Below are 20333 nucleotides of genomic sequence, written 5' to 3'. Positions count from 1 at the left end.
TGACATTTTAGTTTATACATCTTTTGTACGGCATATAAAAGCATTGATCACAATTGATGAGTGGTTAAATTAGAGCAAAATTGTAACTCGCCTAACACTCAAAATTTATTTACTAGCAATAATACCTACTTCTAGATAAGCTCTGTGCAGCAAAATTCCCTTCACATAAGCATGGGAACTAATTAAACAGCAGAAAGATCTATAGGAAATGCTGACCAGCGTCAGTATGACAACTCATAAGGTGATGCATTTAAGTAATAAAAAATCCCGATCTGTTTAGATCGGGATTTTTTAATGTTACGCTTTCCTGCCTGCGTCAGGCAGGCGGAAAGCGAAATAATTTAAAGATTATCCTCCAAAGTCATCAAAACGTATGTTCTCTGGCGGTACACCGAAGTCCTCTGCCATCTTACCTACGGCGTTATTCATCAATGGCGGTCCACAGAAGTAAACCTCTATATCTTCAGGAGCCTCGTGCTTGCTTAAATACTGATCTATTACCACCTGGTGAATGAATCCAACGAATCCATCACCTGACTCATCATCGATGCTTTCTTTCACTTTCCAGTTGTCTTCTTCCATAGGCTCAGAAAGCGCTAGGTAAAACTTAAAGTTTGGGAATTCACGCTCTAATGAACGGAAGTGCTCGATATAGAACAACTCACGCTTTGAACGTCCACCGTACCAATACGTCACCTTACGATCGGTTTTCAAAGTTTTGAAAAGTTCATATAAGTGAGATCTCATTGGTGCCATTCCAGCTCCACCACCTACATAAAGCATTTCTGCATCTGAGTGATTGATAAAGAATTCTCCATAAGGTCCAGAAACGATAACCTTGTCTCCTTCCTTTTGATTAAAAATGTATGAACTAGCGATTCCAGGATTTACATCCATCCAGCCGTTCTTAGCGCGATCCCATGGTGGCGTAGCAATACGTACGTTAAGCATGATCTCACGACCTTCTGCAGGGAAAGAGGCCATGGAGTAAGCTCTTTCTACTGTTTCAGGGTTTTTCATTACTAATGGCCATAAGTTGAACTTATCCCATTCTGCTTTAAACTTATCTGGTGAATCGTGCTCTTCTGGGTGCGCCGTGATGTCGATATCTTCATATCTCACTTCACACTTAGGGATCTCGATCTGGATATAACCACCAGCTTCATAATCCATATCTTCTGGAAGTTCTACTACAAACTCCTTAATAAAAGATGCCACGTTGTAGTTACGAACTACTGTAGCTTCCCATTTCTTGATACCAAAAACTTCCTCTGGAATCTCGATCTTCATGTCTTGTTTAACCTTAACCTGACATCCCAATCTCCATCCAGCGGCAATTTCTTTACGCGTGAAGTGTGGCACCTCAGTTGGTAGAATAGAACCACCACCTTCAGTCACGACACATTTACATTGTACGCAAGTTCCACCACCACCACAGGCAGATGGTAAGAACAGTTTGTTATCACCCAAGGTTCCCAGAAGCGTTCCTCCAGATCCTGTGGTAATGTCTTTTTCTCCGTTTACATTGATCGTCACGGGACCAGATGGGAGCAATTTTGATTTTGCCGAAAGCAACAAGACTACTAACAACAATATTAGTGTCAAGAATATAGCTACACTGGCAAGTATGGTAAGCAAGTTAGAATCCATGAATCGTTCTTTCTAAATGTTAAATTTCAATTCCCATAAAACTCATGAACCCTAGAGCCATAAGTCCCGTAATAATAAAAGTGATTCCCAAACCACGCAGTGGCGCAGGAACGTTTGAATAAGATATTTTTTCACGTATAGCGGCAATGGCTAGAATGGCAAGGAAGAATCCAAAACCAGACCCTATTCCATAAACCGCAGCCTCATCAATACCTGAAAAGTCTTTTTGTTGCATAAATAATGATCCACCTAGAATCGCACAGTTTACCGCGATCAACGGTAGGAAAATACCAAGAGCTCCATATAATGCTGGAGCAAAACGCTCTACCACCATTTCTACCAGTTGTACCATACTCGCGATCACCGCGATAAACATGATAAAACTCAAGAAACTTAAGTCAATGTTAGCTGCATTTTCCATACCTGTCCAGGTCAAAGCGCCTGGCTTTAATAGATAGGTATCAAGCAACCAGTTAATAGGTACGGTAATACCTAGTACGAATACTACAGCAGCACCAAGTCCTACAGCAGTTTTAACCGATTTTGAAACGGCTAGATAAGAACACATCCCTAAGAAATAGGCGAAGACCATGTTCTCAATGAAAATACTTCTTACAGCGAGATTGATTAATTCCATTTTCTAATTCTTAGTATGATTAATTCTGTTCTATTAATGTTCTGTTGCGGCTGCGTTGTACCCATATAATGATACCTACCGTGATCAATGCCATAGGAGATAACAACATCAAACCGTTGTTCTCATAACCAAATTCATAAAAAGATTCTGGTATCACCTCGAATCCTAGCAATTTACCAGCACCTAATAGTTCTCTAAAGAAAGCCACAAGAATCAAGATAAATGCGTATCCAGCAGCATTACCTATTCCATCAAGAAAGGATTTATAAACGCCATTTCCTAAGGCAAATGCTTCCAAACGACCCATCACGATACAGTTGGTAATAATCAGTCCAACGAAAACCGATAACTCTTTGGACACGTCATAGGCATAAGCTCTTAACACTTGGTCAACAAGGATTACTAGAGCAGCAACAACTACCAGTTGCACGATAATCCTGATACGAGATGGTATTAAATTACGCAATGCGGAAATAATCATGTTACTAAACGCCATTACCGCCATTACGGCAATACTCATAACGATGGCCGGTTTCAATTGTACCGTAATCGCAAGGGCAGAACAGATTCCCAAAACCTGTACGGTAATAGGGTTATTGTCAGTTAAGGGATCAGATAACAGTTTACGGTTTTTCTTACCCAGTAGGCCTTCGCGCTCTTCTGTATCAGACAGGAAGAGGATAAGTCCTTGTTTTTTTGATTCTTTATTTTGAGCCATGAGGTGTTTATTTAGTTCGCTTTCGCGAAAGCGTAATCATCAAAAGCAGATTTACTGCATTGCTACTTTTACGTTGGTTTTTTCTTTGAAGTATGGAAGGTAACGTTGCAATCTTTCAGAAATCATGTCTGTCACACCATCACCGGTGATCGTAGCACCAGCGATTGCGTCCACGGCATTGTCATCCTTATTGTCACCACCTTGATAACCTTTGGCTACTGATACACCAATGAAGTTCCCAGATTCGTCCATGATCTTCTCATCATCAAAACGCTTCTTGAACCAACCTTGAGTGATCTCTGCTCCTAAACCTGGAGTTTCACCCTTGTGATCAAATACGGCACCTTTGATGGTATTCACGTCATCCTTAAGGGCTACATAACCCCAGATGGCATCCCAAAGACCTTTCCCTCTCAATGGTACGATATAGTATTGCGAGCCTTCAACATCTGCGACATATAAAGGGTATGCTTGCTCTTCTACCGGTTTTTTAAGTTCCTTTTTGAGGTCTACCGTAAAAGCATCCACATCAGTACGCTCTTTACCTTGATCGTTAAGCGCTACTTGCTCTACAATGTACTTGTTAAACAGTGCCTCTGCAGAATCCCTCGTCGTCTCGATACCTACCGTAGCGAGAATGTTCTGCATTTTTTCTTGTTTCACGTTTTCAGCTTGTGCTGGTTGCAGGTTTGTTGCTGCAAAAGCCAGTGCACTTGCCACTACTGCCACCAGGATGATGGCAAATATGAACGTGTATGCATTTGAATTTCTATCCATTTCTTAAGCTGCTTGAAGTTGAACTTTAGCTTTTTTCAATCGTTTCTTTCTTTTATTCACGTTTCCTTGAATCACGTAGTGATCAATAGTTGGTGCGAATACGTTTAGTAGAAGAATGGCAAGCATGATTCCTTCTGGATATGCTGGGTTGAAAATACGTATCAACAACCCGAAGAATCCTATCAAGATACCGTAAATCCATTTCCCTTTAGTAGTCTGCGCAGCACTAACTGGATCTGTTGCCATAAAGACAATACCAAATAAGATACTACCTACTACAAGATGCTGGTAGAACGGAAAGTTGAACAATTGATTTGTCCCCATTTCCAACAGTGTTGCATCCCATCCACCCAATTCTAGAGCGGCGACAGCGCCTGCATCGTTCAATACTTGATCCATCGTGATTCTACCACTATCGACCAGTTGCGTCACAAAGTCTTCTCCCAATCCTCCAAAGAAGTTGAAAATAAGACCCATTACAACACCACCTATCAAACCACCTAATATGATTCTCCAACTACCAACTTTAGTAGCTATCAAAATGATGGCGCCTATGATAATCATCAATGCAGAAGTTTCTGCGACAGATCCTGGAATGAATCCCATGAACATGTCATAAAAATCAATACCTGCTAGAACCGAAGTTCCTGCCTCTGCAGCTGGGTTGGAAAAAGCTACTGCATTACTCGCAGCACCACTAATCTGCCCATCATAACTTCCACTTGCTAGAGCACCAAGAATTGTTTCTCCAGAAACAGCATCTGTAGACCCTTCATGAACCCAGATGGCGTTACCAGACATATAAAGAGGATATGCGAAAAACGCAAAGGCTCTTGCTGTCAACGCTGGATTCAGAATGTTCATTCCCGTACCACCAAAAGCTTCCTTACCTATTAGTACGGCAAAAGCTACAGATAACGCAAGCATCCATAATGGGATATCTACTGGGAAAATCATAGGAATCAAAAGACCTGTTACTAGGTAACCTTCGTTCACCTCGTGACCTCTATAGATGGCAAAAATGAATTCTATCGTCAATCCTACTACATAGGATACAATAATCAAAGGCAACACTAAGATGGCTCCTTCTACAAATGCATCCATAAATGGAACATCTAGAACACTGGAAAGACCGCGTTCTTGATACAAATACTGCGCACCACTATTCCACATTCCAAAGATCAAAGCTGGAATAAGCGCCAAGACCACAGTAATCATCGTACGCTTCAAATCTGACACGTCACGTATGTGCGCTCCCTTTTGAGTGGTATGGTTGGGAGTAAATAAGAACGTATCAAAAGCATTGATTGCCGGAGCAAACTTTTCATACTTCTCGCCAGGTTCGAAAGGTTTTCTAGCCTGATCTAATTTATTTCTAAGCCATTTCATAGTTTATCCTACTTCAGTTATCATTAAATCTAGACCCAAACGTATTACTTCTTGAGCCTCTAACTTTGATGTGTTAATATAATCTACAAGGGCAAAATCCTCTGGAGCTACTTCATAGATCCCTAGGTTTTCCATTTTTTCAATATCTCCTGCCATACAGGCTTTGATCAATTGCATAGGATAAATATCCATAGGCAACACTTCTTCCATCTCACCAGTCACCACTAAGGCGCGCTCCTCACCGTTAAGGTTTGTGTCGACTTTGCTGCGACCACCTTTCATCCAAGACAGGGAAGTTCCAGAGATACTTGGAATATTATTTCTAGTGAATGGCAACCATCCCAATAAGGCATATTCATTACCTTCTGGAATAAGGGTTACGGTGTTATAATAGAAATTCAGGAATTGATTGTTGTCAAGTTTATCTCCTGTTAACACATCACCAGAAATGATTCTAGTTTCGTTAGTATTTACATTAGAAACCAATGTAGAAACGTTGGCACCTATGATCGTTCTATAATATTTACGATCCGAATCAGCTACTTCAGATCCCGCTAGTGCTACTGTGCGTTCTCCATGGAATTGACCAGTCAAGAAAAGATTACCAATGGTAGCAACATCTTCTGCTCCAACAACCCAAACCTTCTCACCAAAATTGATTGGATCAATCTTATGAATTTGAACACCTGCGTTACCTGCTGGGTGCGGTCCTTTCACTTTATGTACGACAGCATTTGTAATCGATCCTAGTTTTGAATCCTTGCCAACACCTATATGCACATCACCACTTGTTAGTTTACTAAGCGCATCAACTCCTGCTTGAAAAGCTTCCTTTTTACCAGACACAATAAAATCCACATCACCAGCAAGTGGCGCTGTAGTGTAGGCAGAAATAAAAATAGACTTAGGCGTATCTTCAGAACTGGCAACAATGTCGTAAGGACGCTGAATGATAAATGGCCAGCAGCCACCTTCCAAAATCCTGGTTTTAACCGCTGCAGCTTCTGCTGTATTGGGATCCATTTTACCAAAATCAACATGCTCATCAACAGCATCTGCAGTGATACGCACCTCTAGAATGCGCCTTTTGGCACCTCTAACCACCTCAGTAATGGTACCGCTTACCGGCGCCACAAACTTTACAGGCTCGTCGTATTTGGAATAAAAAATGGTTTCACCAGCTTTGACCTTTGCACCTTCCTTAAGCACAAGCTTGGGAACTACCGCGTGAAAATCTAATGGTTTGATCGCGTAAACGCTAGATCGTGGTGCATCGACAATTGATTTGTCTGCCACGCCTTTGAGCTTGAGGTCGAGCCCTTTTCTAACTCTAATGTCCTTTGACATAGGATGAATGGATTTAGTCCTTTTTTGAGTCTGCAAATTTAAGTAATAAAGGTTTCAGTTGAACTTGTGGATTTTATTTAGATTACTTCTAAATAGTTACCTAAAGTTGCTTTGGCACTGCTTTGGCAACCTGATTGCCAAAGGTTTTTGATTTATATTTATCCAGCCAATTTTCATTCTATGAGGTCGTTTATTTTCATGTTCATTACAATGGTTTTTTGTTCCGCTTTCGCGGAAGCGCAAGAACTTTCAGACCTAGTCAATGATCCTGACTACGTCAAGACGGTTACCTTTAATAAACCACCAGAAAATATGGTGCCGGTCTACAAACTGGGAGAAACCATCAACATTAGTTTTGACGATATCATAGGCGATGAAGCGGATTATTTTTACCAGATCGAGCACTACGATTATGACTGGAAGCCTAGCGCTCTTTTTAAAAACGAATTTTTGAGAGGTGTGGATGACAGGCGCATTCTTAACTATCGCAACTCTTTTACCACACTTCAATCCTACTCACATTATGAGTTGACCATTCCCAATCAATTTACTACCGCGCTTACCGTAAGTGGCAATTACATGATCCATTTTTACAATGACGACCGCGAATTGATCTTTTCCAGAAAATTCATGTTGCTGGATGACAAGTCGCTGGTAGGTGTTGCCATTAGACGCGCTCGAGATCTCAAATTTGTATCGGTCAAGCAGCGCGTGGAGTTTTTTGTAGATTCTGAACAGATCAATTTCATTAACCCAAAGGAAAACCTTAAGGTTGCCATCATTCAAAATAGCGACCTCAACACTGCGATCTATAACATCCAGCCACAATTTAATCTAGGCAACAAACAATTGTATGATTATGATGGGCCAACGTCATTTTGGGCTGGAAATGAATACCTCAATTTTGAAAACAGGGATTTTAGATCACCTAATGTCAATATCGATTATGTACGTCGCAATGAATTGTATGAATCCTTTCTTTTTATAGATGCCTCACGACTCTATCAGGAATACACATATTTTCCTGATATCAATGGCAACTTTCTGGTAACTACAACCACTAATGAGGATAATGACATTCAAGCAGAATATCTTAAGGTGCACTTCAAGCTGGACTCATTAGCGGTTCTTCCAGAAAATTCCAGTGTTTTTGTTACCGGTAATTACAACGGTCACCAGTATCAGGATGAGAATTTGATGACTTTTAATCCGCAGACTAATTTGTACGAAGTGACCATGTTGCTCAAGCAAGGTTTTTACAATTACAGATATACAGTGATTGATGAAAATGGCATCGAACTGCCAGGATTGATAAGCGGCAACAAATGGCAAACCGAAAATGAATACACCGTTCTAGCCTACTACCGCGAGCCTGGCGGCCGTTATGACCAGTTGATAGGTTACGGTTCTGGCAATAGCGCCAATATTTCCAATTAATTATATTTGATCGACCAACCATCGATCATGAGCTTACCAGTAAGATTATTGCCAGAGTATCGCAGTGAGAAATGCCTCAATTGCGATACACCTCTTGAAAAGGCAGATAAGTATTGTCACCAGTGCGGCCAGATCAATTCAAAGAAACGCTTATCGCTATTTGATTTTTTCAGTGAGTTTTTGTCAAACTTTATCTCCTATGATAATCGCATCTGGAGGACAATAAGTGGAATACTCATAAGACCAGGAAAGGTTACTCAAGAATATTGCGCAGGCCGCAGAACACGATATGCCAATCCATTTAGGTTTTTTCTTACCGTGAGTATAGTATTCTTTTTGCTATTACAATTCAGCATCAAAATGGCTCCAGAGACCATGGCTCCCATTCAAATCTCTGAAGACAATAATGAAAACACGGCAGAGGCTGGCTTGTTCCAACTCAAGATTGACAGTACCGTCCAAAACAAACAGGATCTGCTTAGACAAATGAAAGAGATCCAGGATTCCATCAGTAAAAACGGATCGCCTATTCAAAAATTTGTCACAGATAAAGCCATTGAAGAGTTTGAAAAAGACACGACCTCATTAAAGTTAGGCCGCGACTCGTACACTAGTCAGGCAGAGCTGGACTCGATGTCTTTTATACCGCGGTACATCAATCAAATTGAAAGTTATGCCAACTTCTATGACGACCATCGCAACACAACCGCCACAGAAGCTCTGGAACAATTAGGCCATCGCAAGGATAATTCAAATGTTTTTAGATATCGCAAGGCGTCTAAATTGCAGGACGTTTTCTCCAACCCTATCACTTTATCAGATATTCTGTTGCCTAAAATACCCTTGTTTCTATTCTTCTTTGCGCCAGCTTTGAGCCTCATCTTCTGGTTGCTATACGCAAGGCGCAACTTTACCTATATGGAGCACATGGTGTTCAACTTTCACCTGTTCACCTTTATATTCCTTTCCTTCTATTTCATGCTGGCAGAGTTTGCATTTTTTGAGAGTAACATTCTAGCAAGCATTTTCTTTACGCTTATTGGACCCTTCTATCTATATAAGGCGATGCGCAATTTTTATAAACAGGGACGATTTAAGACGATCTTGAAATTTCTAATGATAAATTTTGTATTTTTAATTCTTATACTGGCAAGCAGCTCCTTGTTTGTAATAGTGAGTATTTTTTTAAGCGTATAATGTTACAGCAAATTACCAGAGGCATCAAGATCACGGTGCGCACGTCTTTCCAGGGTACATTTTATAAGAATTATAAGATGCACTTCGCCTTTGGCTACAACATTACCATTGAGAACCAAAGCAAGGACAGCGTCCAGCTCACCTCTCGCCACTGGAAGATCAAGGATAGTTTGAGCCGCACAGAGCATATTGACGGTGAAGGGGTGATAGGCAAAAAACCTGTTCTCAAACCTGGTGAATCACACACTTACAACAGCGGCTGTTTGCTGGCATCGCCCTTTGGTAGTATGAGCGGCACATATACTATGGTCAATTTTAGCTCGGCGAGACACTTTGCCGTAAATATTCCCAAGTTCAAGCTAAGCGCGCCATTTGCCTTGAATTAAACTTTAGATCAGATCTAAGTTGCGGTAAACTGCAAAATGCTTTAGTAAAAAATCGACAGCTTTTACTTTTTTAGATGATTTTGAAGGATACGCTTTCGCGAAAGCGTACTAAAATCAATCTTCTTGCAACTATTTGACATAGTGCTTACACAAGATGTCGTAGAAATTCTTCCGAATACGAATCACAATCGGTTGAGACTTAAACGTAAGTTTAGGTTTATAAAAAGGCATTGCCGTCTCTATTTTGTATTTTCACAGCCAAATTTTAAACCGAGAAAAATACAATCATGGGAAAAGGATTTTTCAATGTACCAGTGGCCATTAACGAGCCGATTCTATCATATGCACCAGGCACTCCAGAGCGCGAGGAAGTTCTTAAGGCATACCAAGATTTTTATAACACAACTACCGAAGTGCCCGTTTACATAGGCGGCGAGGAAATCAAAACCAAAGACACCGGCGAGATAAGACCACCACACGATCACAAGAAAGTAGTGGGAACTTACCATAGAGCTGGTAAAAAAGAGGTTCAAAAAGCTATTTCTACCGCTTTGGAAGCTCGCAAAGAGTGGTCTCAACTGCCATGGGAACAACGTGCTGGTATTTTCCTTAAAGCTGCAGAGCTTATTGCTGGACCGTACCGTGCTCGCATTAATGCGGCAACCATGGTAAACCAATCCAAAACCGTTTTTCAAGCAGAAATCGATAGCGCGTGTGAGCTGGTTGACTTTTTAAGATTCAATGTGGAATACATGACCGAGATCTATGCAGAGCAACCAGAATCCACTTCTGGCGCCTGGAATAGACTGGAATACCGCCCATTAGAAGGTTTTATCTACTGTATAAGCCCATTCAACTTTACCGCGATTGCCGGTAACTTGCCTGCAAGTGCCGCTCTTATGGGTAACGTTTGTGTGTGGAAACCTAGTGACCACCAGATGTTGAGTGCAAACGTCATAATGGAGATCTTCAAAGAAGCTGGAGTTCCTGATGGTGTGATCAACATGGTGAATGCAGAACCAGTGATGATGACTAAAGAAGTTTTGACTCATGCGGATTTTGCAGGTGTGCACTTTACAGGATCTACATCGGTATTTAAAGATATATGGTCTCAAATAGGGCAAAATATCAATACGTATAAAACTTATCCACGTATCGTTGGTGAAACTGGTGGGAAAGACTTTATCGTGGCTCACAAAACAGCCGTTCCTGCACAGGTAGCTACCGCTATCGTGCGTGGAGCTTTTGAATTCCAAGGTCAAAAATGTAGTGCCGCCTCTAGAGCTTACATATCAAAAACCATCTGGCCAGAAGTTAAAGAGTTGATAGGGAAAGATATCGAGAGCATCAAGATGGGATCACCAGCAGATATGACCAATTTCATGACGGCTGTAATTCATGAAGGCTCTTTTGACAAGTTAGCTTCTTACATCGACCGAGCGAAGAAAAGCAAGAAAGCAGAAATCGTTTTTGGCGGTGGTTATGATAAGAGTGAAGGATGGTTCGTAGAACCTACCGTGATCGTGACGACAGATCCTAATTATGAAACGATGGAGACAGAACTCTTTGGTCCTGTGATTACGATTTATGTCTATGAAGACAGCAAGTGGGAAGAAACCTTGAAACTAGTAGATGAGACGAGTATTTATGCCTTGACGGGTGCTATTCTTGCACAAGATCGTTATGCATTGAATCAAGCTACCAGAGCATTGGAAAATTGTGCCGGTAACTTCTATTTGAATGATAAGTGTACAGGTGCCGTGGTTGGACAACAGCCCTTCGGTGGTGCGAGAGCATCAGGAACCAACGACAAGGCTGGTTCAAAACTGAACTTGCTACGTTGGGTTTCTCCACGTATGATCAAGGAAACCTTTGTAACCCCAACGGATTATCGCTATCCGTTTATGGGTGAGTAACTAGTTTCTCATTATAGAATTGAAAAACGCCTTCTCAAATTAATGAGAAGGCGTTTTTTGTTAATGTCTCTTTCAATTTGAGAATAATCCATTGAAAAAAGGTTTATGTCAGTAAACTAGAGCTTAGAATTACCATAACCATGTCCTTCCAATCATTATGTAGTTTGCACTAACTTTGATAAAACATAAATGGCGCTATTGCCATCAAACAATTCAACTTAATATGAAAAATTTATTAGTCCTATTTGCCCTCGCAATATCTGTACAAGTTTTTGCACAGGAATCCGCTTTATTACGTGTCAATTATAGTGAAGGTGATGTTTACGAGATAAAAATGATCCAACAACAATCAACCGGTATCCAAGGTAGTACAGACATGACCATTATGATGGATATGGAAGTGACCGAAGTTACAGATGAAGTTATTGAAGCGGAATCTAAAATCACTTCTATCGTTATGGATGTCAACCAGGCTGGTATGTCCATGAGTTATGATTCTAGCAAAAATGACGATGAGCTTGATGCTACCGGCAAGATGCTTAAAGGGCAACTTAGCCCGATGATGAGTGCCGTCATAAGAACTACAATGGACGAATACGGCAATACACTATCTACTAAGGTGGTACCTTCAATACCAAGTATGGAGCAGTTTTCTACCGCTACTACCATTGATTTCCCCAAACAAGAGGTCAAAGTAGGGTCTAGCTGGACTTCTGATAATGAACAGCAAGGAATGAAAGTAAAATCTACTTACACCGTAACTAAAATTGCAGATGGTATAGTTTATCTAGATGTTAAAGGTGAAGTTTCTGGTACTGGGACAGGTTCTATGACAGGATCTTCAGAAATTGAAATTAGCACTGGAGTATTAAAGAACAATGAATCTGAAATAAAAGTAACCACACAAGGAATAGAAGTGTCTGTTGTTTCCAATGTTTCAATGAACAAAAAGTAATTGCAGTAAGTCATAGCTACTTTTAGTTATTCGATCATAGAACGCCTTCTCATTAATTTGAGAAGGCGTTTTTTATTGTGTTAGATTAAGAAAGCCACTTCGAGCGGCATTTGAGAAAGAACATTTTTGGTTGATAAAAAGTCTTGCTAAACCATATCTCGACACTTCGACTGCACTCAGTGCAACGCTATCGCTCGATATTGGTTTGAAAGCGATATGAATTCTACAACGGCAAATGCACCACTTTCTTGGTCTCAAAAAAGGGATCTTCAAAGACCTGATCCAGTTCGTAGATATCGGCGTGTTTGAAGGGTTTGAGTTCTTCGGTGAGGTCGCCGCCTTTTAGGTATAAAATGCCGTTTTCTATCTCGTGGTAGCTGTCCTTACGCACTTTATTGCGTGTCCAGCTTACAAAATCGGTCATGTTAGTCACGGCTCTGGAGACGATGAAATCAAATCTGCCTTTTACTTTTTCGGCACGACCGTGTTCTGTGGTGACGTTTTCCAATCCCAATGCTTCTACGACCGCATCTACAACCTTCAGTTTTTTGGCAATGGAATCGACTAAATGGAATTTGGTTTTTGGGAACATGATCGCCAGCGGTATTCCAGGAAAGCCGCCGCCGGTTCCCACATCCATGACTCTTGTACCACCAGGTGTGTTGGGTAAGCTTTCGCGAAAGCGAACTACACTTACAATTCCCAGCGAGTGTAAAACATGGCGCGTGTATAGTTCATCAATGTCTTTTCTGGAGATCACATTGATCTGTGCGTTCCATTCTCGATACAATCCTTCCAGTTGTGCAAATTGCTCCTGTTGACGATCTGTTATATGTGGGAAGTATTCTTTGATGATTTGTGACACGAATGCTGGGTTTTTAAGGTTTTACAAAAATAAACGAATATTATATGGCGATCTGTATTGCTAGTTGCGGATGAATGATATTTTTGTAGCAAATATTTGTGATCATGAATGAGCATCTATCAGACCGTATCAACAATCTACCTACCAGTGCCACGCTTGCCATGGCTGCAAAAGCGCGAGAATTGCGTGAGCAAGGCAAAGATATTATTGGTCTAAGCTTAGGAGAACCAGACTTTAATACTCCAGATTTTGTAAAGGATGCGGCTATTCAAGCTGTTAATGACAACTATAATTCTTACACACCAGTAGATGGTTATGTGGAATTGAAGGATGCGATTATCCATAAATTCAAACGCGACAACAATCTGACGTATGACCGCAGCCAGATTGTGGTATCTACAGGTGCCAAACAATCTATCGCCAATGTTGCGATGGTCTTGCTTAATAAAGGTGACGAGTGTATTCTACCTGCACCATACTGGGTAAGCTACAGCGCCATCGTTGAACTCGCCGAAGGTGTTCCCGTAGAGGTTCACGCTGGTGTGGAACAAAATTTCAAAATTACTGCAGAGCAGTTGCGTGCCGCGATCACGCCTAAAACCAAGATGATCCTATTCTCATCGCCAAACAATCCTAGCGGTTCTGTTTTTTCAAAAGAAGAACTGGATGCTTTTGCAGCTGTCTTGAAGGATTACCCAGACATTATCGTAGTGAGTGATGAGATCTATGAGCATATCAATTATGGATCTGGCCATGCGAGTATCGCCGCTTGTGAAGGAATGTATGACCGCACGGTAACCATCAATGGTGTGAGTAAGGCCTTTGCCATGACTGGATGGCGTGTAGGTTATATAGGTGCACCTACCTGGATTGCGCGTGCCTGCAACAAGTTTCAAGGACAAATTACTAGTGGTACTTGCTGTATCGCACAACGTGCAGTAATCACTGCTCTTGAGGCACCAGTTTCTAAGATCCAATATATGGTCGATGCCTTTGCAGAGCGTCGCAAACTGATCCTAGAATTATTGAACCAGATCGATGGCTTTGTTACTGATGAACCAGAAGGTGCTTTTTATGTGTTCCCAGATATTTCGGCCTTCTTTGGTCGTGAAATCAAGGGTCATAAAATTTACACGGCAGAGGATTTTTCTTTATTCCTATTAGAAAAAGCGCTTGTAGCGACCGTATCAGGTGAATCTTTTGGAGCGCCTAATTGTATACGTATCTCTTATGCCGCAAGTACTGAACAGATCAAAGAAGCAATGGAGCGTATCCATCTAGCTTTGTCTTAAAAAGATATTCCCATATTTTAAAAAGCCCGCAAATTGCGGGCTTTTCTTTTTGTTTTAGTAACTCAAATTTAACGAACTACCTACCCTAAGAAACTCTTTAAAGGCAGTACTTTTGCCGGCCAAATTTAAGAGGTGTGTTATGAGTATGGTTTCAGAATTTTTTGCGGTCATCGATTTTAAAGAAATATTTACGGCAAGCATGATCTTGTTTGCGGTGATTGATATTGTAGGTAGTATTCCCATCATCGTGGACTTGCGTCGTAAAGTAGGACATATTCAAAGTGAAAAGGCCAGTGTCGTCGCTGGGATATTGATGATCGTTTTTATGTTCGTTGGTGAGAGCATGCTCAACCTTATAGGTATTGACGTGAACTCTTTTGCAGTCGCAGGAGCCTTTATCATTTTCTTTATTGCACTAGAAATGATTCTGGGCATTCAACTCTACAAAGACGACCAGCCAGAGACCGCTGCGATTATTCCCATTGCTTTTCCTTTAATTGCCGGTGCCGGTACGCTTACCTCGGTACTTTCCTTACGCTCTGAATATTATGCGATCAATATTATTGCTGCGATTCTTATCAATATCGTATTTGTATATGCCGTATTGAAAAATTCCGGGCGCATAGAGAAGGCGATAGGAAAACAGGGAATCGATGTGGTAAGAAAAATCTTTGGAGTTATCTTGCTAGCGATAGCTGTCAAACTTTTTGCGACCAACATCAAAGAACTCTTTTAGTTATGAAATACGTATTCTATGCGATCATGATACTGGGAATTGCCAGTATTGCGTTCAATGTCTTTAAAATTGATTTTTCAAATCCGCTGGTAGGTGAAAGTCAGATTGCGGTCATTAGTATCGTTGCGGCACTTTGCGTGGTGATTTTAATGGGCATCATGCTTATTTCCTATAAGATCAAGGCAAAAGCTCCAGGCGGCAACTAGGTATTTTTGCGGTCTCGACTCAACTCTTTTAATCGATCTATCATGGGATCCATAGTGTTGAGCAATTTCACTTTAAGCTCTGTACCATAAAGCTGTTCTGCAAGTGAGGCTTTTAAAAGCAGCATCATGAATTCACGATTGCCCGTCAATCGCAGTGATTTATTATTTCCACCTCTGGCCCTTTGGTAAAATTCCAATAAAAGCGTTTCTGGAACCTGGTAGGAATCTACAAATTCCTTTTCTGGCATGTACCGCAAGTAAGAACCTTCAGTACGCAAGAAATCGTTGGCAACACGATCTGCAAAACCTGTTCTAGCAAAATAATCTAAGGTTTGATTCTCGTAACCTTTAGGTCCTGCAACAAAAACGTCTGGAATAATACCGCCACCACCGTACACGATTTTTCCTGCTGGTGTTTTATACATTAAAGAGTCGTTGACTTCAATATTGGATTTATCCTGTAGTTCACCGTTCTCATAACGCTCAAGATATTCATTGAAGTAATCTTCATTACCAGAATCATAGGGCCTTTGAATACTACGACCTGTAGGCGTGTAATATCTAGCCACGGTTAATCGTACGGCACTACCATCACCCAATTGCATTTCCTGCTGCACCAATCCCTTGCCGAAACTGCGTCGACCTATAATAGTTCCCTTATCATTATCCTGCAAGGCACCTGCAACAACCTCGCTGGCGCTGGCACTATTTTCATTGATTAGAATAAATACGGGTTTGTCCTCAAAATCACCATCTGAGGTGGCATAACTGTTTTTTCGCTTATTGTTGCGGTCCTTTTGAAATAGCATCAACTGGTCATCTTTCAAAAACTCATCGGCCATGTCTAGAGCCGCTTGTAAAACACCTCCAGGATTATCTCTTAAATCGACAGCGACTTGCTGTGCTCCTTTTCTTTTCAAAATATCTATGGCACGATTAAACTCTGCTGTGGTAGATTCTGCAAAGCGGTTGACCTTAATGTAACCCAATTCATTAGTCAACATATAAGCGGCGTCAACACTCTTGATGGCAATCTGGCCGCGAGTAACCGGTATCTTAAAAACAGTGCTATCACCAGGTTTAAGGACACCTAGTGTGATTCTTGAGCCAGATTCTCCTTTTAGTTGATCTGTAGAAACCTTGTTTTCTCCATACAACGGTCTGCCGTCCACGGTAAGAATGCGATCACCGCTTTTGATACCAGCTTTTTGGCTAGGTCCATCTTTGATTGTGCTCAAAACCGAAATTGTATCCTCATTGACAAAATACCTGATCCCTATACCCACAAAATTACCTCGCATATCATCAGCGACGGCTTGTGCTTGATCTGTTGAGATGTAGATGGAATGTGGATCGAGGTTTTGAAGAATACCATTGACGGTAACATCCACGATGCTATCTGTATTGACCTCATCCACATAACGCTGGTCAATAATATCTATGAGTCTGTTAAGTTTGCGCTTCTTAAGATTGCCAGATGTTGTGAAGGCATCATCCATACCGTTGACAGACAATAGGTTGCCTATCAAAATCCCTAGTCCAAAGAAGATCCCTAGAAATAATGGGTAGTATAGATATTGTTTTTTCATCAATCGAGTTGGCTAATCTGTTTTGTAATAACGCCTGCTTTCTCGAGGAATTGCAGACCGCTATCGTCCTTATAGGCATTGAGGTATACTACACGTTTGATGCCACTTTGATGGATCAATTTGCTGCACTGCTGGCATGGCGACATGGTAATATAGAGCGTCGCGCCTGTACAGGATTGTGTAGAAGCGGCCACTTTTAGTATTGCATTAGCCTCGGCATGCAACACGTACCATTTGGTATAGCCTTCTTCATCCTCACAAAAGTTCTCAAAACCACTAGGCGTGCCGTTATAACCATCACTTATGATCATGCGGTCGCGCACGATTAGCGCTCCTACCTTGCGACGCTTGCAATAGGAAAGTTGTGCCCATTCCTGTGCCATTTTAAGGTAGGCGACGTCGTATCTATGTTGCTTTTCAGGTTTCAATAGTGTTTTTTGTTAGGGTGATTGATAAGTAGTTCGCTTTCGCGAAAGCGAAATTCCCTTCAACCTCAACGCATGTTACCAGATCCATCTTGCGATCAACATGGGAATAACGATCCCAAAAATGATGGCCGAAATGATTTGTGCCCATTCCCGTTTACTGAAACGGAAAAGTCCTGTAAAGATAAAATTTAGAATCAAGACAATCAGTACAATAACTAATTGTGCACCCTCGATTCCCAGAGCAAATTCTGTCAGTGTCAAAAGAATGTTATCATCAGTTCCAGAAGCCAACATGCGGAAGGCTCCAGAGAAACCAAACCCATGAATGAGTCCAAAAAAGATGGCAATAATTACAGTAAGCCATGGCGTATTGTTCTGGTGGCGACGTCCTGCGGTGAAGATGTTATATAATGCAGTCACTGCAATGGTGACAGGTATCAAGAATTCTATGTAAGCCGATGAAAAAGAAACCTTGCCAAAGGTGACCAGCAGCAAAGAGATGGAATGACCTATCGTAAAAGCGGTTACCAGCAGTAATAGCTTGCGCCAACCGTTAAACAAATAGGGAACCGCGAGCAAAATAATAAAAAGGATGTGGTCATAAGCCTGCAGGTCAAGCACATGCCAAAAACCCTCTAAAAAATAGAATTTAAAATTATCCATCAAAAGAAATCAACTTAGATTAAAAAGGGAAATATAACAAGATAGAAGGTCTATAGAAACACCTAACCGATTTATTCCTACCTAAAAACGAAGATTTAATCCAGTGTAGAAATTGATGCCTGGCGCTGGCTCATAATACCGATTGCCGAAGGCGTTGATGCGTATGTTGTCAAAGTACTGTGTGTCAAAGAGATTGTTGACACCTGTTCGCAAGGTGAGGTTCACGCCATTGAATTCTATGGGATATCCTAGGTTGATGTTGGAGATGATGGCATCTTCCACCTGGGTAGCGTTTGCATCGTCAGCAAATAGGCTGCCGCGGTAAGTGTTGTTCCACTGGATGGTTAATTGATTAGTGGCTTGATAGGTAAGCCCTAGAGCGGCCGTATGTTTTGGGATGCCTGGTAAGAGGTTGCCAGATAAATCATTTTGGTCCAGCGTGTATTCATCATACTCAAACTGTGAAAACGTGTAAGACCCATTTAACGTTACCGATTGTAAAAGCAACATTTCACCTGAAAGTTCCAAACCATATCTATTGGTGCTACCAGCATTCCTATAAAATGTGCGATTGGGAAATTGGGCAATCTCAAACGGTACGAGATCATCACTTGTTCTTATATAAAACAATGCAGCATTCCATCGCAGCTTACTGGCTGAATTTTTAAACCCTACCTCATAATTTATCGCGCGTTGCGGATCTAGATTTTCATTGAATCCTGTGGCGCCGTTTGGGTTTGACGATAACTCAGTCAACGCTGGTGTCTCAAAGCTGGTCGATACATTTCCATATAGGTAATTGGAATTGGGAAGCTCATAAGTGACGCCTAGGCTACCGCTCCAGCTATTCAAGTTTTGCTTGCTGTTATTAGCAGCGACAGTTCTGTCTTCGGCCTTTAATGTGTTGATGTCATATCTTAAACCACCTTGCAGATTCCAGTTGGAAAACTCGAGATTATCTATGAGGTAAAACCCGTAAGAATTGAACGATTCCAATTGATTAAAATCTGAACTGCCTCGCACGCCGTTTAAGTTGTCAAAACGCTGACGTTGATCTGCCTGAAATGCCAGCGCATAGCCCAACTGTATTTTATTAGTGCTATTTTTTCCTAATGTTTCATAGGTCAAGTAACTGCCTTGGCCGTAATAATTGCGGTATAATTCTACCTGACCACCACTTTCAAAAGGAAGATTATTATCAAAATCTCGATAAGAATAGAACCCGTAGGATTGAAATCCTATTTGGTTCCAACTCTTGCTAAACGAAACTCCTGTCTTGAGTTGTCGAACTTGTTCGCGGCTATCGAACTCTACGTTTTGTGTACGTGCCTGTCTTCTATCTAGGTTGACCTCTTCAATAGTCAAACCACCAGCGTCGAGAGCTACGGGACTATCAGTGTAATTCAATTGGAAATCAAGACTACTAGAGCCTTTGAGATTAAAGCTGGATCTAATATTAAGTTGATTGGTTTCAAAGGCAGCGTGCTCTCGGTAACCATCTGTTGTGGTTCTGGAAAGCGATATAATTGTTGCTCCATTATTATGCTTGACACCACTTAAAAGATCCCACTTGAACATATTATAATTTCCAATCGTGGATCCTGCTTGAACAAAAGAACTGTCAATCTCTCTTATAGTTTTGATATTGATAACACCGCCAGATGCATTTCCATATAATAGGGATGCTGGACCTCGCAATACTTGGAGTTCATCAATAATACCTAGCGTGAGATTGTCTAGTTGGCCTTGACCATCTGGAGTTGTCTCTGGTATTCCATCGACCACAATCTTAATTCCTCTTATCCCAAAGGCAGATCGCGCTCCAAATCCTCTTAAGGAAATCCGTAAATCCTGTGAGAAATTATTGGGACTTAAGATAAAAAGGCCAGGAATACCTTCTAGATATTCATTGAAGGATAGTTGTTGTAGTCGTTGCCTCGATGTCTGGAAAGATCTAGATTCTACAGAAAATGGTACTATTTCTCCAACCGTTTCCAGATCAATGGCTGGTTGAACCTTGATTCTTATGGTTTCTAGACTATCCACTTGCGCTATACAATAACTGGATACTAATAATATACAAATTGAGGAAAGAAAATTGAAACGCAAGAAGTAGCTGATATTGGTAAAACGTGCAATTTAGAT

The 20333-nt window shown here is 41.1% G+C and carries 19 protein-coding genes; 8 read left to right on the top strand and 11 right to left on the bottom strand.

What is annotated here, in order from left to right:
• Positions 1 to 348 precede the first annotated feature (348 nt).
• The 6 genes from nqrF to BST86_RS14235 are packed head-to-tail and all read right to left on the bottom strand — an operon-like array spanning position 349 to position 6518.
• The gene (nqrF, locus tag BST86_RS14260; RefSeq protein ID WP_105983834.1) at positions 349 to 1650 is read right to left on the bottom strand and encodes an NADH:ubiquinone reductase (Na(+)-transporting) subunit F; all 1302 of its coding nucleotides are present in this window, start codon (positions 1648 to 1650) and stop codon (positions 349 to 351) included.
• A 19-nt stretch (positions 1651 to 1669) separates the two neighbouring features.
• Complete coding sequence (gene nqrE / locus BST86_RS14255) at positions 1670 to 2287, bottom strand: NADH:ubiquinone reductase (Na(+)-transporting) subunit E (RefSeq protein ID WP_055411872.1); 618 nt, start codon at positions 2285 to 2287, stop codon at positions 1670 to 1672.
• Between the two features lie 19 nt (positions 2288 to 2306).
• On the bottom strand, positions 2307 to 3005 hold the full coding sequence (locus BST86_RS14250) for an NADH:ubiquinone reductase (Na(+)-transporting) subunit D (RefSeq protein WP_055411871.1): 699 nt from the start codon (positions 3003 to 3005) through the stop codon (positions 2307 to 2309).
• 51 nt (positions 3006 to 3056) lie between these two features.
• Positions 3057 to 3782: a Na(+)-translocating NADH-quinone reductase subunit C gene (locus tag BST86_RS14245; RefSeq protein WP_105983833.1), complete on the bottom strand. Its 726-nt coding sequence runs from the start codon at positions 3780 to 3782 to the stop codon at positions 3057 to 3059.
• Between the two features lie 3 nt (positions 3783 to 3785).
• Positions 3786 to 5171: an NADH:ubiquinone reductase (Na(+)-transporting) subunit B gene (locus BST86_RS14240; protein WP_105983832.1), complete on the bottom strand. Its 1386-nt coding sequence runs from the start codon at positions 5169 to 5171 to the stop codon at positions 3786 to 3788.
• A 3-nt stretch (positions 5172 to 5174) separates the two neighbouring features.
• Positions 5175 to 6518 carry a Na(+)-translocating NADH-quinone reductase subunit A gene (locus BST86_RS14235; RefSeq protein ID WP_105983831.1) on the bottom strand — a complete coding sequence of 448 codons (1344 nt, stop codon included), beginning with the start codon at positions 6516 to 6518 and terminating at the stop codon, positions 5175 to 5177.
• Positions 6519 to 6698: 180 nt separating this feature from the next.
• On the opposite strand from BST86_RS14235, the gene BST86_RS14230 reads away from it, so the two are divergent.
• From BST86_RS14230 to BST86_RS14210, 5 genes are all read left to right on the top strand, one after another.
• Positions 6699 to 7955 carry a type IX secretion system plug protein gene (locus tag BST86_RS14230; RefSeq protein WP_105983830.1) on the top strand — a complete coding sequence of 419 codons (1257 nt, stop codon included), beginning with the start codon at positions 6699 to 6701 and terminating at the stop codon, positions 7953 to 7955.
• Between the two features lie 27 nt (positions 7956 to 7982).
• Positions 7983 to 9152 (top strand): DUF3667 domain-containing protein, encoded by a 1170-nt coding sequence (locus tag BST86_RS14225; protein ID WP_105983829.1) that lies wholly within the window; start codon positions 7983 to 7985, stop codon positions 9150 to 9152.
• A complete protein-coding gene (apaG, locus tag BST86_RS14220) occupies positions 9152 to 9538 on the top strand; it encodes a Co2+/Mg2+ efflux protein ApaG (protein ID WP_105983828.1) in 387 nt (128 codons plus the stop codon). Before BST86_RS14225 ends, apaG begins: the two co-directional genes overlap by 1 nt.
• Positions 9539 to 9825: 287 nt before the next feature.
• Positions 9826 to 11454, top strand: coding sequence for an L-glutamate gamma-semialdehyde dehydrogenase (gene pruA / locus BST86_RS14215; RefSeq protein ID WP_055411864.1), 1629 nt, complete (start codon positions 9826 to 9828; stop codon positions 11452 to 11454).
• 223 nt (positions 11455 to 11677) lie between these two features.
• Positions 11678 to 12409 (top strand): DUF6263 family protein, encoded by a 732-nt coding sequence (locus BST86_RS14210; protein WP_105983827.1) that lies wholly within the window; start codon positions 11678 to 11680, stop codon positions 12407 to 12409.
• 223 nt (positions 12410 to 12632) lie between these two features.
• Here the strand turns inward: BST86_RS14210 and rsmG are convergent, their stop codons facing one another.
• Positions 12633 to 13274 carry a 16S rRNA (guanine(527)-N(7))-methyltransferase RsmG gene (rsmG, locus tag BST86_RS14205; RefSeq protein WP_105983826.1) on the bottom strand — a complete coding sequence of 214 codons (642 nt, stop codon included), beginning with the start codon at positions 13272 to 13274 and terminating at the stop codon, positions 12633 to 12635.
• 104 nt (positions 13275 to 13378) lie between these two features.
• Here rsmG and BST86_RS14200 point away from each other — a divergent pair, with 104 nt between their 5' ends.
• The 3 genes from BST86_RS14200 to BST86_RS14190 all read left to right on the top strand — a co-directional run bounded on the left by BST86_RS14200 (position 13379) and on the right by BST86_RS14190 (position 15508).
• Positions 13379 to 14566: a pyridoxal phosphate-dependent aminotransferase gene (locus tag BST86_RS14200; protein ID WP_105983825.1), complete on the top strand. Its 1188-nt coding sequence runs from the start codon at positions 13379 to 13381 to the stop codon at positions 14564 to 14566.
• 145 nt (positions 14567 to 14711) lie between these two features.
• Entirely contained in the window at positions 14712 to 15302 is a 591-nt protein-coding gene (locus BST86_RS14195; RefSeq protein WP_055413676.1) for a MarC family protein, read from the top strand.
• Positions 15303 to 15304: 2 nt separating this feature from the next.
• Positions 15305 to 15508: a hypothetical protein gene (locus tag BST86_RS14190; protein WP_055411860.1), complete on the top strand. Its 204-nt coding sequence runs from the start codon at positions 15305 to 15307 to the stop codon at positions 15506 to 15508.
• Here BST86_RS14190 and BST86_RS14185 read toward each other — a convergent pair.
• From BST86_RS14185 to BST86_RS14170, 4 genes are all read right to left on the bottom strand, one after another.
• Complete coding sequence (locus tag BST86_RS14185) at positions 15505 to 17097, bottom strand: S41 family peptidase (protein ID WP_105983824.1); 1593 nt, start codon at positions 17095 to 17097, stop codon at positions 15505 to 15507. The genes BST86_RS14190 and BST86_RS14185 overlap by 4 nt on opposite strands.
• The gene (locus tag BST86_RS14180) at positions 17097 to 17525 is read right to left on the bottom strand and encodes a deoxycytidylate deaminase (RefSeq protein WP_105983823.1); all 429 of its coding nucleotides are present in this window, start codon (positions 17523 to 17525) and stop codon (positions 17097 to 17099) included. The genes BST86_RS14185 and BST86_RS14180 overlap by 1 nt, the downstream gene beginning before the upstream one ends.
• Before the next feature lie 75 nt (positions 17526 to 17600).
• Positions 17601 to 18188: a HupE/UreJ family protein gene (locus BST86_RS14175; RefSeq protein WP_105983822.1), complete on the bottom strand. Its 588-nt coding sequence runs from the start codon at positions 18186 to 18188 to the stop codon at positions 17601 to 17603.
• Positions 18189 to 18269: 81 nt separating this feature from the next.
• Entirely contained in the window at positions 18270 to 20234 is a 1965-nt protein-coding gene (locus BST86_RS14170; protein WP_146126782.1) for a TonB-dependent receptor family protein, read from the bottom strand.
• Between the last annotated feature and the right edge of the window lie 99 nt (positions 20235 to 20333).

Source organism: Nonlabens agnitus (assembly GCF_002994045.1).
GTDB classification, from domain to species: Bacteria; Bacteroidota; Bacteroidia; order Flavobacteriales; family Flavobacteriaceae; genus Nonlabens; species Nonlabens agnitus.
The sequence above is the reverse complement of the archived record's forward strand: the minus strand, read 5'-3'. Positions and strand labels throughout refer to the sequence as shown.

What these genes read in the sequence shown, in the direction of transcription:
- nqrF (WP_105983834.1), bottom strand. Translation starts at nt 1,650, where the DNA reads ATGGATTCTAACTTGCTTACCATACTTGCCAGTGTAGCTATATTCTTG.
- nqrE (WP_055411872.1), bottom strand. Translation starts at nt 2,287, where the DNA reads ATGGAATTAATCAATCTCGCTGTAAGAAGTATTTTCATTGAGAACATG.
- BST86_RS14250 (WP_055411871.1), bottom strand. Translation starts at nt 3,005, where the DNA reads ATGGCTCAAAATAAAGAATCAAAAAAACAAGGACTTATCCTCTTCCTG.
- BST86_RS14245 (WP_105983833.1), bottom strand. Translation starts at nt 3,782, where the DNA reads ATGGATAGAAATTCAAATGCATACACGTTCATATTTGCCATCATCCTG.
- BST86_RS14240 (WP_105983832.1), bottom strand. Translation starts at nt 5,171, where the DNA reads ATGAAATGGCTTAGAAATAAATTAGATCAGGCTAGAAAACCTTTCGAA.
- BST86_RS14235 (WP_105983831.1), bottom strand. Translation starts at nt 6,518, where the DNA reads ATGTCAAAGGACATTAGAGTTAGAAAAGGGCTCGACCTCAAGCTCAAA.
- BST86_RS14230 (WP_105983830.1), top strand. Translation starts at nt 6,699, where the DNA reads ATGAGGTCGTTTATTTTCATGTTCATTACAATGGTTTTTTGTTCCGCT.
- BST86_RS14225 (WP_105983829.1), top strand. Translation starts at nt 7,983, where the DNA reads ATGAGCTTACCAGTAAGATTATTGCCAGAGTATCGCAGTGAGAAATGC.
- apaG (WP_105983828.1), top strand. Translation starts at nt 9,152, where the DNA reads ATGTTACAGCAAATTACCAGAGGCATCAAGATCACGGTGCGCACGTCT.
- pruA (WP_055411864.1), top strand. Translation starts at nt 9,826, where the DNA reads ATGGGAAAAGGATTTTTCAATGTACCAGTGGCCATTAACGAGCCGATT.
- BST86_RS14210 (WP_105983827.1), top strand. Translation starts at nt 11,678, where the DNA reads ATGAAAAATTTATTAGTCCTATTTGCCCTCGCAATATCTGTACAAGTT.
- BST86_RS14200 (WP_105983825.1), top strand. Translation starts at nt 13,379, where the DNA reads ATGAATGAGCATCTATCAGACCGTATCAACAATCTACCTACCAGTGCC.
- BST86_RS14195 (WP_055413676.1), top strand. Translation starts at nt 14,712, where the DNA reads ATGGTTTCAGAATTTTTTGCGGTCATCGATTTTAAAGAAATATTTACG.
- BST86_RS14190 (WP_055411860.1), top strand. Translation starts at nt 15,305, where the DNA reads ATGAAATACGTATTCTATGCGATCATGATACTGGGAATTGCCAGTATT.
- BST86_RS14185 (WP_105983824.1), bottom strand. Translation starts at nt 17,097, where the DNA reads ATGAAAAAACAATATCTATACTACCCATTATTTCTAGGGATCTTCTTT.
- BST86_RS14175 (WP_105983822.1), bottom strand. Translation starts at nt 18,188, where the DNA reads ATGGATAATTTTAAATTCTATTTTTTAGAGGGTTTTTGGCATGTGCTT.